Below are 12,222 nucleotides of genomic sequence, written 5' to 3'. Positions count from 1 at the left end.
TCATGACACTCGATCTGACCGTTGATGAACTCCTCACTTCCACCCGATCGGTGCGCAAGCGGCTCGACTTCGACAAGCCCGTGCCGCGCGAGGTGCTGATGGAGTGTCTGGATCTGGCCCTGCAGGCGCCGACGGGCTCCAATGCCCAAGGCTGGCAATTCCTGTTCGTCGAGGACCCCGCCAAGAAGAAGGCGCTGGCCGATATCTACCGGGCCACCGGCACGCCCTACCTCGACATGCCCGCCCCGGTCCGCGGCGACATGCGCGATGCGCAGATGGACTCGGTGCTCAGCTCGGCCAAGTATCTCAACGAGAACCTCGAGAAGGCTCCGGTGTTCCTGATCCCGTGTCTGGAGGGCCGCCCGGACGGCGCCCCCGCCGGAATGCAGGCGTCCTACTGGGGTTCCCTCATTCCCGCCGTCTGGAGTTTCATGCTGGCCCTGCGTTCGCGCGGGCTGGGCTCGGCCTACACCACGCTGCATCTGATCGGGGACGGCGAAAAGCAGGCCGCCGAACTGCTCGGCATCCCATTCGATCGCTACACCCAGGGCGGCCTGTGGCCGATCGCCTATACCAAGGGCACCGATTTCAAGCCCGCCAAGCGGTTGCCCGCCGAGCAGCTGACCCACTGGGACACCTGGTGACCCGGCGGGTCTAGATGCCACCCGCGAAGCCGTGTTGCCGCCACGCCTCATAGGCCACCACCGCGGCGGCGTTGGACAGATTCAGTGATCGCCGCCCGGACAACATCGGGATCCGCACCTGCTCGGTGATGTGCGGGTCGCCCAGCGTCGCTTCGTCCAGACCTGTCGGTTCCGGACCGAAGAGCATCACGTCGCCGGGCCGATAGGCGATATCGAACGACGACCGCGTGGCGTGCGCCGTGAACGCGAACACCCGCGCGCCGGTCACCGCCGCCCACGCCTGGTCCAGGCTGGCGTGCACCGTCACCGACGCCAGGTCGTGGTAGTCGAGTCCGGCCCGGCGCAGCTTCGGTTCGGACAGGTCGAAGCCCAGCGGCTCCACCAGATGCAATTCGCATCCGGTCGCGGCGACCATGCGGATGGCGTTACCGGTGTTCGGTGCGATCCGCGGCGAATAGAACATCAGCCTGAACATGGCCACCGTCCAGGCACGGGGATAATGGCGGCATGGTCGAGACCAGTCTCTGGATGCAGAAAGTCGCGGCCGATCCCGGCCATTCCCGGTGGTACATCGAGCGGTTCCGTGCGATGGCCCGCGCCGGTGACGACCTGGTCGGCGAGGCCCGCTTCGTGGATGCGATGGCTGCGCGCGGCTCCCACATTCTCGACGCCGGCTGTGGCCCCGGCCGGGTGGGCGGATATCTGGCGTCGGTCGGCCATCACGTGGTCGGCGTCGACGTCGACCCGACACTGATCGAGGCGGCCGAACAGGACCATCCCGGCCCACGCTGGCTCGTCGACGACCTCGCCGAACTCGACCTGTCGGCGCGCGGTATCACCGACCAGTTCGACATCATCGTCTCGGCAGGCAACGTCATGACGTTCGTCGCACCCAGCACGCGCGTACAGGTGCTCACCCGGCTGCGTGCCCATCTCAAACCCGACGGCCGTGCGGTGATCGGCTTCGGCGCCGGGCGTGACTACGAGTACAGCCAGTTCCTCGACGACGCCGCTCACGCCGGACTCACGCCCGATCTGCTGCTGTCCACATGGGATGTGCGGCCCTTTTCCGATGACTCCGACTTTCTCGTCGCGCTGCTCAAACCAGCGTAGGTAATTCGTATGAGTTGATGATCTCAGTTGTGCCGCAGCGCAATTTGCTCGACACCCCCATACGGGAAATGGGTGGGCGTCACCAGTATCTCTCTGTTCAGTAACGACTCTGGAAGTGCTGGGCAATCGCTGTCATACTCGACGAATTGCCAGGGGTTATGCGCAGCTCCGTTGTGGTCAACACGGGCAGCGATGACCAGGAAGTCACCGATGAATCAGATTCAACAGCCGACAGCCGTGCCGCCGAAGCGGCCGTCGCGGTGGTCGCTGCGCAACTGGCCGGTGCGGGGCAAAGTGTTTGCGATCGTCGCCGTTCCACTGGCGCTCGCGCTCGCCTTCGCCGGAGCCCGCATCTGGGACGGCGTCGAGTCGGCACGGGACCTGCAGGTCGCCGCCGATCGCGCCCAGCTGATTCCGGTGATCGAAAGCTACGTCGGCGCCCTGCAGGGTGTGCTGTTGGCGTACTCGTCGAACGGGGACACCCAGTCCGCGGCAAACACATTCGACAAAAGCACAGCCACCCTGCAGAACAAGCTCAATTCCACCGACGTCGCTCCCGACGTCCGTACCGGGGTGACCAACCTGCTCACCGGTGGCCGGCAACTGGTGGCGGCGGTGTCGGCGAACACGATGGGGCTGCGTGACCGCATCACCACCTACGCGCCGATCCTGTTGACCGCCGAGGACGCGATCAACGGTTCGGTGCGCCTCGACGACGAGAGACTGCGCGCCCAGACCCAGGGTCTGAGTCGCGCGATCGGCGCCCGCGGGCAGATGTTGATGCAGGAGCTGCTCGTCGAGCAGGGCGGCGACCTGCCCGAGCCGGAACTGCGCACGTCGATGATCACGCTCGCCGGAACCGAGCCGTCGACGTTGTTCGGCATGAGCCAGGTCCTCGGCGTCGGCTCGCCCGAGGCCAAGACGCTGCAGAGCGAGATGGTTCGCCGGATGGGCATCATGTCCAGCCCGGACGCCACGCTGGCGGGTAACGCCGAGCTGCTCCAATCGTTGCAGGCCACCGATGCCATCGCGGAGAGGGTCGTCGCGAGCACCACCGACGAGGTCACCACCTCGGTGCAGCGGCTGGCCGGCGACCGCAGGCACGCCGTCATCCGCGACGGGTTGCTGGCGCTGGCCGCCTTCATCGTCGCGCTGGTCGTGGTGTTCGTAGTCGCCCGGTCCCTGGTCCGGCCGCTGCGCATCCTGCGCGACGGCGCCCTGCGCGTCGCGCATACCGACCTGGAGCAGGGCATCGCCCGGGTCCGGGCCGGCGACGAACGCGAACCAGAGCCGCTGCCGGTCTACACCACCGAGGAGATCGGCCAGGTCGCCCACGCGGTCGACGAGTTGCACACCCAGGCGCTGTTGTTGGCCGGCGACGAGGCGCGGCTGCGGCTGGTGATCAACGAGATGTTCGAAACGATGTCGCGGCGCAACCGATCGCTCGTCGATCAGCAGCTCTCGCTCATCGACCAACTGGAACGCAACGAGAAAGACCCCGAACGGCTCGACAACCTCTTCCGGCTCGACCATCTGGCGACCAGGATGCGTCGTATCGGCTCCAACCTGCTCGTGCTCGCCGGTGCGCAGGTGTCGCGCGACCACCGCGAGTCGTTGCCGTTGGCCAGCGCGGTCAACGGCGCGGTCTCCGAGGTCGAGGACTACAAGCGGGTGGAGATCGGCGAGGTGTCCGACTCGGCCCTGATCGGGCGCGTCTCCGCCGACGCGGTGCACATGCTCGCCGAGCTGATCGACAACGCGCTGCGGTATTCGCCGCCGATCTCGCCGGTGCGGGTCACGGCGGTTCACGCAGGCAATGCCGGAGTCGTGATCGAGGTGCACGACGACGGCATCGGCATGACGGACAGCGACCTGCGGATCGCCAACATGCGCCTGCACTCCGGCGGCGAGGTCAGCCCCGACAACACCCGGCACATGGGGTTGTTCGTGGTCGGGCGACTGGCGCACATGCACGGCATGGAGGTGCGGCTGCGCAACGCCGTCGAGGGTGAGCCGTCGTCGGGAACGACGGCCGAACTCTACATCCCGGCCAAACTCCTGGAGCATGGCGAGCCGGTCGGCACCGACGAGCAGCGATACGACGCCCCCTCCGGAAAGGCTGCCGGGCAAGACATCCACGAAGCACCGGCCCCGGTTACCGCCGAGCCGAACGCGGTCGATCCGAACGGGTTGCCGCGACGATCCCCAGGCTCCAGCGGAATCACCGGCGCGCCGCGCCAGCCCCAGACCAAGCCTCAGCCCGAGCCCGAGCCCGAGCCGCAGCCGTCGCTGTGGTTCGCCGGGACTGAGCAGTCGGCTGCCGAGAACGCGCACGCGTCGGACACCTCAGGGTTCTTCGCGGCTCGCGTGCGCGCCGAGGAGACGCGCGACGAGCACCTCGACATCAGCGATATGGACGTGCTGGCGGCAGGGCTGTCTGCACCCGATTTCGAGGACACCGACACCGATTTCATCTATCAGAAGATGCTCAACGAGCTGATGGTCGACCCGCACACCATCGCCGTGCCCCAGGACTGGAAATCGGTGTGGGACAACGGCTGGGAGACCGCGGCGCAGGTGGACAACGTGCCCGTGCAGGACCACACCGAACACGGCCTGCCGGTGCGCGATCCCGGCGCCCGATTGGTGCCCGGCGCCGCGGAGACAACGGCCCCAGCGCTCCCGCAACGCGATCCCGACGCCGTGCGCGCCTCGTTCAGCAGCCACTTCGGTGGCGTGACCGCGGCGCGTTCGGATCTTCAGGCCGGTTCCGCAGAGAACGGACAAGACCACTCATGACCTTGCCGCAGCGGCCGCAGCACAATTCACTCGACTGGCTGGTGTCCAACTTTGCCCGCGACGTACCCGGAGTCTCGCACGCGGTGCTCGTCTCGGTCGACGGCCTGCTCATCGCGGCGAACGAGCAACTGCCTCGTGATCGCGCCGAACAGCTGGCCGCGGTGACCTCCGGGCTGGCCAGCCTGGCCGCGGGGGCCGCACAGCTCTTCGAGGCAGGTCAGGTACTGCAATCAGTCGTCGAGATGGCCGGGGGCTATCTGTTGGTGATGCGTGTGGGTGACGGATCGCACCTGGCCACACTGGCCGCGCCCAGCTGCGACATCGGCCAAATCGGTTATGAGATGGCGGTTCTGGTGGAACGGGTGGGCAACGTCGTCTCATCGTCGCGGCGGGCCACCCGTCCGTCGTGACCGGTGACGCCGAGGCGAACCTGGTACGCCCCTACACGCTGACCGCGGGGCGCACCGACACCTCCGTGGAGCTTCCCGTCGAAGCGCCGATCCAGGCCGTGCCGTCGGCGAAACAACACCACTGGCCGTCAGGGGATGTCCGCGGGCGCATCTGTGACCTGTGCGCCGACAGCCCGTCGGTGGCCGAGATCTCGGCCTCGCTGGATCTTCCGCTCGGCGTCGCGCGCGTCCTGGTCGGTGACCTCGTCACGGCGGGCTATCTTCGGGTACGGACAACTTTGACCGACCGCTCGACACCGGACGAGCGCCGCGACCTGATAGGAAGGACCCTCCGTGGCCTACGAGCCCTCTGAGGGGCGATCATCCGCCTCGACGAAGATCGTCGTCGCAGGTGGGTTCGGCGCAGGCAAAACCACTTTCGTGGGTGCGGTGTCGGAGATCATGCCGTTGCGCACCGAGGCGATGGTGACCGATGCGTCCACCGCGGTGGATGTGCTTGACGCCACACCGGGTAAGTCGACGACGACGGTCGCGATGGACTTCGGGCGCATCACCCTCGACCAGGATCTGGTGCTCTACCTGTTCGGCACTCCGGGCCAGCGCCGGTTCTGGTTCATGTGGGACGATCTGGTGCGCGGCGCAATCGGGGCGATCATCCTGGTCGATGTGCGCCGCCTGCAGGACAGCTTCGCCGCCGTCGACTTCTTCGAGCACCGCAAAATGCCGTTCCTGATCGCGGTCAACGAATTCGACGGCGCGCCAAAGTATCCCACCGACGAGGTGCGGCGGGCGCTCACCCTGCCCGACACCACTCCGGTGCTCACCGTCGATGCCAGGGACCGCAAATCGGCCACCGACGCGCTGATCGCGATCAGCGAGTACGCACTGGCGAGCCTGGCGCCGAACTAGTGGAGGCGGAGCACCACTGGACCGATCGCGAATTCGTCGGCCACGACTTTCGCGACGAGGATCTCTCCGGCCTGCAGACCGATCAGGTGGTGTTCACCGAATGCGATTTCGGTGGCGCCAACCTGTCCGAATCGGTGCACCGGGGGTCGGCGTTCCGAAACTGTCGATTCCTACGGACCACCTTGTGGCACAGCACGTTCCGGAACTGCAGCATGCTCGGGTCGACCTTCGAGAACTGCCGCCTGCGCCCGCTCGTCTGCGATGAAGTCGATTTCACCCTCGCGGTGCTCGGCGGCGCCGACCTTCGCGGGGTGGACTTGTCCGGGTGCCGGCTGCGAGAAGCGAGTCTGGTGCAGGCCGATCTGCGGAAGGCCGTTTTGCGCGGCGCCGATCTGACCGGTGCGCGCACCAACGGGCTGCGACTCGAGCAGGCCGACCTGCGGGGCGCGCGCATCGATCCCACGCTGTGGACCACCGCCGCGTGCCGGGGCGCGCGCATCGACGTCGCTCAGGCGCTGGCGTTCTCCGCCGCGCACGGTCTCGACGTCAGCGGGGAGTGACCGCGGGTGGGCCCGCCGGCTCCCAGGTGTGCATGGCGAGGTCGAGTTCGGTTTCGCTGAGTGCCTCCACCGGCAGCCGCGTCTGGCCGGTCCGGCTGTGCAGTCCGTCGATGAACAATGCGACGTAACGGCGCCACAACTCGGTATTGACCGTGCCCGCGAACTCACTGACGGTTCCGGCGAGCAACCCGAGGACGGGCATGTCCGGAGCGGCGATCTCCGGCCGTAGGTGGCCGTCCGCCTGTGCTCGCTCGACCAGCTTGTTCAGTGCGGGAACCAGGCGCTCCTGGGCGGCGCTGACCCGGTCGCCTGCGCAGCTCTTGCTGAAGGCGATTTCTCGCAGACCTCGGTCGGTTGCGGTCAGCTGACACATCTGCTCGACGAACCACGCGAAGCCCTGCCACGAATCCTCCTGGCGCGCCGCCAGTTCGGCAAAGGTGCTCAGCTGATTGATCCCGTCCGAGAAGATCGCTTCCAGCAGTTCTTCTTTGGTGGCAAAGCGCCGGTACACGGTGCCGACTCCCACCCGGGCGTGGTGAGCCACGTCGTTGAGGCTGGGTTCGATGCCCTTCTGCGCAAAAAGGTCGCGTGCCGCGTCGATGATGCGTTGCCGGTTGCGCTGCGCGTCCTTGCGCAGCGGACGCTCCTTGGCCGAATCGGGCTTCACGTGACCGAGTGTAACGACCGCCACAAATAAGTGGATTGACTCTATCCGTTTTTATAGTTAGCTTATCTCTCGGTACTGATCAGTACTCCCGGCTGCACGAGCCGCGGTCGTCCACGCAGAAAGGCCGGGGCCATGAGAACTGCTGGCGACCCTCCGCTCACGACAACCGTTGCGCACCAGGGTCAATCGCCCGTCATAGCGTTCACGGAAGCGCTCCGATGACCCGGGTGCTTGGCCGGTTGTGGATCCCGGTGCTCGTCGTTGTGGTCGCCGCCGCGGGAGTCGCCGCTGTGAAGAGCGCCCGCGAGATCTTCGGCTCGAACCCGGTGGTCGTGACGCCGATCACGTCCGACGGTGCCGAGGACTTCAATCCCAAAGTGGTGACCTACGAGGTGTTCGGTTCGGGTGCCGTCGCGCAGGTCAACTATGTGGACCTCGACGGTATACCCCAGCGGACCGGAAGTGTCTCGCTGCCATGGACTTTGACGCTGCGGACGACGAATCCGTCGGCCTCGCCGAACATCGTCGCGCAGGGCGACGGGAGCGAAATCGGATGCCGGATCACCGTCGATGACGTGGTCAAGGAGGAAAGGACCGCTACGGGAATGAGTGCCGCGACCTTCTGCTTGGTGAAATCCGCATGAGCCTCGACGTCGACGACACGCCCACCGACGCCATCCCTGCGGCCCGTCACCGGGCCCGCCCCCGAATTCCCCGGCTGATCCGAACGTTGGCCGTGCCGATCCTTCTTGGCTGGGTCGCACTGATCGTGGTGCTCAGCACCGTGGTGCCGACACTCGAGGATGTCGGAAAGCTCCGCGCGGTCTCGATGAGCCCCAACGACGCGCCCTCACTGATCGCCACCAAACGGGTCGGCCAGGTGTTCAAGGAATACGACACCAGCAGTTCGGTGATGGTGGTCCTCGAAGGCGATCAGCCGCTGGGTGCAGAAGCGCATGCCTACTACGACAAGATCGTCGCCGAACTGCGCGCTGACACCAAGCACGTCCAGCATGTGCAGGACTTCTGGGGCGACTCGTTCACTGCGGCGGCTGCACAGAGTACCGATAACAAAGCTGCGTACGTTCAGGTGTACATCGGCGGCGACCAGGGTGAGACGCTCGCCAATGAATCGGTGGAGGCGGTCCGAAAGGTCATCGCGGACACACCCGCCCCGCCCGGGGTGAAGGGTTACGTCACCGGACCTGCTGCCACCACGACCGACCAGAACATCATCGGCGACAAGAGCATGCAGACGATCGAACTCGTCACGTTCGGTGTCATCGCGATCATGCTGCTGATTGTCTACCGTTCGATCATCACCACGCTGATCGTGATGGTGATGATGGGTCTCGGGTTGTCCGGCGCCAGGGGAGTGGTCGCGTTTCTGGGCTACCACAACGTTTTCGGGTTGACGACGTTCGCGACCAATATGGTTGTCACGCTGGCCATCGCGGCGGCGACGGACTACGCGATCTTCCTGATCGGCAGATATCAGGAGGCGCGCCGAGCGGGTGAAGACCGGGAATCGGCCTACTACACCATGTTCCACGGCACCGCTCATGTTGTACTCGCGTCGGGCCTGACGATCGCCGGCGCGACGCTGTGCCTGCACTTCACCCGGCTGCCCTACTTCCAGACGATGGGTATCCCACTGGCCTGCGGCATGGTGATCGTGGTCGCCATGGCGCTGACCCTGGGTCCGGCGCTCATCTCGCTGGCGAGTCGGTTCGGCCGCGTCCTGGAGCCCAAAGGCAATGGGAGACACAAACTGTGGCACCGAGTGGGAACTGCCACCGTCCGCTGGCCAGGTGCGATCCTGGTCTGCGCCATAGCCGTTTCGCTAGTCGGTCTGGTGGCGCTGCCCGGCTATCACACGACCTACAACGACCGCATCTATCTGCCCGACAACGTTTCTGCCAATGTCGGTTACACCGCGGCGGAGCGGCACTTCTCCCGGGCAAAGATGAATCCTGATCTCCTGATGGTCGAGTCCGACCACGATCTGCGTAATCCGGCCGACTTTCTCGTCATCGACAAGATCGCCAAGGCGCTGGCCCGAGTGCACGGGATCGCCCAGGTGCAGACCATCACCCGGCCCGAGGGTAAGCCGATCGAGCACTCGACCATTCCGTATTCGTTGAGCCAGAACGGTACTGGTCAGATCATGAACAACGACTACCAGCAGACCATTATCGCCAACACTCTCAAACAAGCTGACGACATGCAGGTCAGTATCGACTCGATGACCAAGATGGAGGGCATCACCCAGCAGCTGTCCGATGTCACCCGAAGTATGGCAGCCAAGATGGACGTCACCTCCGCCGACATCGCGACCGTGCGTGACCACCTTGCCGACTTCGACGATCAGTTCCGGCCGATCCGCAACTATTTCTATTGGGAGCCACACTGTTTCGACATTCCGATGTGCTGGTCGCTGCGCTCGGTGTTCGACTCGCTCGACGGCATCTCGACAATGTCGGACGATTTCCAAGACATCGTGCCCGATCTTCACCGGATGTCCGACCTGACCGGACAGATGGTCACGATCATGCCGTCGATGATCGAGTCGATGAAGAGCCAGAAGCAGCTGATGCTCAACCAGTATCAGGCGCAGAAAGCTCAGCAGGACCAGAACATGGCCCAGCTCAAGGACAACACCGCGATGGGCCAGGCCTTCGACGCGGCCAAGAACGACGACTCGTTCTACCTGCCGCCGGAAGCCTTCGACAACGACGATTTCAAGCGCGGCATCAAGCTGTTCCTCTCACCTGACGGACACGCCGTCCGCTTCACCATCATTCACCAGGGCGATCCGCTGACCGAGGAAGGCACCTCACGGATCGAACCGCTCAAGATCGCCGCCGCGGACGCGATCAAGGGAACCCCGTTGGAGGGGTCCAGCATCTACCTCGGCGGCAGTGCGGCCATGTACGCGGACATGCAACAGGGGGCCAACTGGGATCTGATCATCGCCGCGATCGCAGCGCTGATCCTGATCTTCGTCATCATGGTGATTCTCACCAGAGCCCTCGCGGCCGCGGCGGTCATCGTGGGCACCGTGGTGCTCAGTCTCGCCGCGTCGTTCGGCCTGTCCGTTCTGCTCTGGCAGCACCTCATCGGGCTGCCGTTGCACTGGATGGTGATGCCGATGTCGGTGATCGTCCTATTGGCCGTCGGCGCGGACTACAACCTGCTTCTGGTGTCGCGCATGAAGGAAGAGATCCACGCGGGCGTGAAGACCGGGATCATCAGGGCGATGGTGGGGACCGGCTCCGTCGTCACCGCCGCCGGGCTGGTCTTCGCCTTCACGATGGCCTCGATGGCGGTGAGCAAGATGGTCGTCATCGGACAGGTCGGCACCACCATCGGACTGGGTCTGCTGTTCGACACCCTGGTCGTGCGATCCCTGTTGACGCCCTCCATCGCGACATTGCTCGGACGCTGGTTCTGGTGGCCGCAACGGGTCCGCCCCCGCCCCCGCCCCCAGGCCTGGCCTGCGCAGCAGACCGACCCCGTCCGTGAAGAGGTGCTGGCATGACGACGGTCGGGCGGTGGCGGGCGATCAGGATCGTCACGGCTGCCTGCGCCGCGCTGATGATCGCGGCACCGGCCGCGGCCCACGCCGACCCGGACACCGATTTCGCGAATCAGCTTCATACTGTGGGGGTCTACGGGCCCAAGGACTACAACGCCTGGATCGCCAAGATCGCCTGTGAGCGCCTCGATCGCGGTGTCGACCGCAACGCGGCCGACTCCGCCCGGTTCATCTCGCGACAACTTCCCGCGGACGCCACGACAGCGCAGGCCTGGCAGTTCCTGGGCATGGCCTATCCGGTCTACTGCCCGGACAAAGAGGTCCTGTTGCAGCAGGTCGTCGAGACCAGCAGAGGGTGAGGCACACGATGCGAGAACGACTTCGGGGTCCGATGTGGACGGGTCTGATCGTGACCGCCATGATCGCCGGCGTGGTTGTCCTGCCGGGAAAGGCCGCGGCAGATGCCAGCGATGACTATCCGGTTCCGAAGCGAATCATCGAAACCACCTGCACCGTCGACCAATACATGGCCGCGGCCCGCGATACGTCCCCGGTGTACTACCAGCGGTACATGATCGACTACAACAATCGGCCCGTCGACGTCGAGAACGCGGCCCGTGACCGCATCTACTGGTTCTTCTCCCTCGACGCCGTCGGCCGCCGGCAGTATTCCGAAGACACCGCGACCAACGTCTACTACGAGCAGATGGCCACCCACTGGGGCAACTGGGCGAAGTTGTTCTTCAACAACAAGGGTGTGGTCGCCAAAGCCACGGATGTCTGCATGCAGTACCCGCAGGCCGATCCGGCGGTGTGGAACTGGGGACCCAATGAGCGGCCGGCAGGCTGAGTTGTTGTCCGGCAGTCGCTTCCAGTCAGAACCGGTCGAAGATCGAGTTCACCAAGTCGTCGCCGATGCCGATGCCCGCACCGGTCACCATCGCCTGACCGAAGCGGCCGCCGAGGAACCGCTGAAGTGTCCCGCCCGGGGGTGACGGTGGAGGTCCTTGCAGCGGCGGGGCGTATTGCGGGGCAGGAGCGTAGTAAGCCGGCTGCGGCGGCGGTGCCACCGTGGAGACGTGAGTGTCGATGACGGTGTGGATGGCCTGCAGCAGCTCGGTGGTGGTGGTTTGTTCATCGCGGATCGCGAGGGCGATCTCCTTGAGGTCCAGCGCCCACTCACGCGCGTTGGGATCACCGGCCGCCGTCGCGGCGGACAGCTTGTCGGCCAACGCCTGGATGAGGGATGCCGTCTGCTGCCCCTGAGCCTGCAGCGTGGCGAACTGGCGGTCCACGGTGTCGGTGTCCATCGGCGTCAATCCTTTCGTCATCTGGGATCCACTGAACCCGGCAAGACTCGGAAAGCGCTGTGTAGGCACTGAGCGAAACCGGCGAGCCGCACGGTCACGGCAATGACGCAGCGTGGGCTGCTGTTTGCCGTACCTGACGGCCTCTGCGAAGCCTCAGGAAGCGATGGCGATTGTTGATTGATCAAATAATATTCATCTGAGATACGCCGTTCGTTCGACCCGCTCGTCCGATACTGCAACCCAAGCGATTTGACCAAGCGGAGCATTCTGGG

General features: G+C 65.3%; 14 protein-coding genes. 11 read left to right on the top strand and 3 right to left on the bottom strand.

All coding sequences use genetic code 11. The annotated features are described in order from the left end of the window. Positions 1–2 precede the first annotated feature (2 nt). Positions 3–644: a nitroreductase family protein gene (locus Y900_RS07120; protein WP_036340623.1), complete on the top strand. Its 642-nt coding sequence runs from the start codon at positions 3–5 to the stop codon at positions 642–644. 10 nt (positions 645–654) lie between these two features. Here the strand turns inward: Y900_RS07120 and Y900_RS07115 are convergent, their stop codons facing one another. Beyond that, a complete protein-coding gene (locus Y900_RS07115) occupies positions 655–1,119 on the bottom strand; it encodes a tRNA (cytidine(34)-2'-O)-methyltransferase (RefSeq protein WP_036346078.1) in 465 nt (154 codons plus the stop codon). A gap of 32 nt (positions 1,120–1,151) precedes the next feature. On the opposite strand from Y900_RS07115, the gene Y900_RS07110 reads away from it, so the two are divergent. The 6 genes from Y900_RS07110 (at position 1,152) to Y900_RS07085 (ending at position 6,435) form a co-directional block, all read left to right on the top strand. After that, positions 1,152–1,757, top strand: a complete 606-nt coding sequence (locus Y900_RS07110; RefSeq protein ID WP_036340620.1) for a class I SAM-dependent methyltransferase — start codon at positions 1,152–1,154, stop codon at positions 1,755–1,757. A gap of 210 nt (positions 1,758–1,967) precedes the next feature. Further along, positions 1,968–4,556: a sensor histidine kinase gene (locus tag Y900_RS07105; protein WP_036340617.1), complete on the top strand. Its 2,589-nt coding sequence runs from the start codon at positions 1,968–1,970 to the stop codon at positions 4,554–4,556. Next, positions 4,553–4,966, top strand: a complete 414-nt coding sequence (locus tag Y900_RS07100; RefSeq protein WP_036340614.1) for a roadblock/LC7 domain-containing protein — start codon at positions 4,553–4,555, stop codon at positions 4,964–4,966. Before Y900_RS07105 ends, Y900_RS07100 begins: the two co-directional genes overlap by 4 nt. Next, positions 4,963–5,319, top strand: a complete 357-nt coding sequence (locus Y900_RS07095; RefSeq protein ID WP_036340611.1) for a DUF742 domain-containing protein — start codon at positions 4,963–4,965, stop codon at positions 5,317–5,319. The genes Y900_RS07100 and Y900_RS07095 overlap by 4 nt, the downstream gene beginning before the upstream one ends. Then, complete coding sequence (locus tag Y900_RS07090) at positions 5,300–5,875, top strand: GTP-binding protein (protein WP_036340608.1); 576 nt, start codon at positions 5,300–5,302, stop codon at positions 5,873–5,875. The genes Y900_RS07095 and Y900_RS07090 overlap by 20 nt, the downstream gene beginning before the upstream one ends. Continuing rightward, the gene (locus Y900_RS07085) at positions 5,875–6,435 is read left to right on the top strand and encodes a pentapeptide repeat-containing protein (RefSeq protein WP_036340605.1); all 561 of its coding nucleotides are present in this window, start codon (positions 5,875–5,877) and stop codon (positions 6,433–6,435) included. Before Y900_RS07090 ends, Y900_RS07085 begins: the two co-directional genes overlap by 1 nt. Here Y900_RS07085 and Y900_RS07080 read toward each other — a convergent pair. Further along, positions 6,422–7,126, bottom strand: coding sequence for a TetR/AcrR family transcriptional regulator (locus Y900_RS07080; RefSeq protein ID WP_420329744.1), 705 nt, complete (start codon positions 7,124–7,126; stop codon positions 6,422–6,424). The two genes, Y900_RS07085 and Y900_RS07080, sit on opposite strands and share 14 nt — an antisense overlap. Before the next feature lie 194 nt (positions 7,127–7,320). Between Y900_RS07080 and Y900_RS07075 the strand changes: the two genes are divergently transcribed. The 4 genes from Y900_RS07075 to Y900_RS07060 are packed head-to-tail and all read left to right on the top strand — an operon-like array spanning position 7,321 to position 11,490. Next, on the top strand, positions 7,321–7,746 hold the full coding sequence (locus Y900_RS07075; protein WP_036340599.1) for an MmpS family transport accessory protein: 426 nt from the start codon (positions 7,321–7,323) through the stop codon (positions 7,744–7,746). Further along, complete coding sequence (locus tag Y900_RS07070; RefSeq protein WP_036340596.1) at positions 7,743–10,643, top strand: MMPL/RND family transporter; 2,901 nt, start codon at positions 7,743–7,745, stop codon at positions 10,641–10,643. Before Y900_RS07075 ends, Y900_RS07070 begins: the two co-directional genes overlap by 4 nt. After that, the gene (locus Y900_RS07065) at positions 10,640–10,999 is read left to right on the top strand and encodes a DUF732 domain-containing protein (protein WP_036340594.1); all 360 of its coding nucleotides are present in this window, start codon (positions 10,640–10,642) and stop codon (positions 10,997–10,999) included. Before Y900_RS07070 ends, Y900_RS07065 begins: the two co-directional genes overlap by 4 nt. A gap of 32 nt (positions 11,000–11,031) precedes the next feature. After that, positions 11,032–11,490 carry a DUF5078 domain-containing protein gene (locus Y900_RS07060; protein WP_420329799.1) on the top strand — a complete coding sequence of 153 codons (459 nt, stop codon included), beginning with the start codon at positions 11,032–11,034 and terminating at the stop codon, positions 11,488–11,490. Between the two features lie 25 nt (positions 11,491–11,515). On the opposite strand, the gene Y900_RS07055 is transcribed toward Y900_RS07060, so the two are convergent. Then, entirely contained in the window at positions 11,516–11,971 is a 456-nt protein-coding gene (locus Y900_RS07055) for a hypothetical protein (protein WP_237752521.1), read from the bottom strand. Positions 11,972–12,222 lie beyond the last annotated feature (251 nt).

Origin of the sequence: Mycolicibacterium aromaticivorans JS19b1 = JCM 16368 (assembly GCF_000559085.1) — a bacterium.
Taxonomy (GTDB): domain Bacteria; phylum Actinomycetota; class Actinomycetes; order Mycobacteriales; family Mycobacteriaceae; genus Mycobacterium; species Mycobacterium aromaticivorans.
The sequence above is the reverse complement of the archived record's forward strand: the minus strand, read 5'-3'. Positions and strand labels throughout refer to the sequence as shown.

Bases quoted from the DNA above. Each gene is read 5' to 3' on its own strand.
- Y900_RS07120 (WP_036340623.1), top strand. From the start codon at position 3: ATGACACTCGATCTGACCGTTGATGAACTCCTCACTTCCACCCGATCG.
- Y900_RS07055 (WP_237752521.1), bottom strand. From the start codon at position 11,971: ATGACGAAAGGATTGACGCCGATGGACACCGACACCGTGGACCGCCAG.
- Y900_RS07070 (WP_036340596.1), top strand. From the start codon at position 7,743: ATGAGCCTCGACGTCGACGACACGCCCACCGACGCCATCCCTGCGGCC.
- Y900_RS07075 (WP_036340599.1), top strand. From the start codon at position 7,321: ATGACCCGGGTGCTTGGCCGGTTGTGGATCCCGGTGCTCGTCGTTGTG.
- Y900_RS07115 (WP_036346078.1), bottom strand. From the start codon at position 1,119: ATGTTCAGGCTGATGTTCTATTCGCCGCGGATCGCACCGAACACCGGT.
- Y900_RS07110 (WP_036340620.1), top strand. From the start codon at position 1,152: ATGGTCGAGACCAGTCTCTGGATGCAGAAAGTCGCGGCCGATCCCGGC.
- Y900_RS07065 (WP_036340594.1), top strand. From the start codon at position 10,640: ATGACGACGGTCGGGCGGTGGCGGGCGATCAGGATCGTCACGGCTGCC.
- Y900_RS07100 (WP_036340614.1), top strand. From the start codon at position 4,553: ATGACCTTGCCGCAGCGGCCGCAGCACAATTCACTCGACTGGCTGGTG.
- Y900_RS07105 (WP_036340617.1), top strand. From the start codon at position 1,968: ATGAATCAGATTCAACAGCCGACAGCCGTGCCGCCGAAGCGGCCGTCG.
- Y900_RS07060 (WP_420329799.1), top strand. From the start codon at position 11,032: ATGTGGACGGGTCTGATCGTGACCGCCATGATCGCCGGCGTGGTTGTC.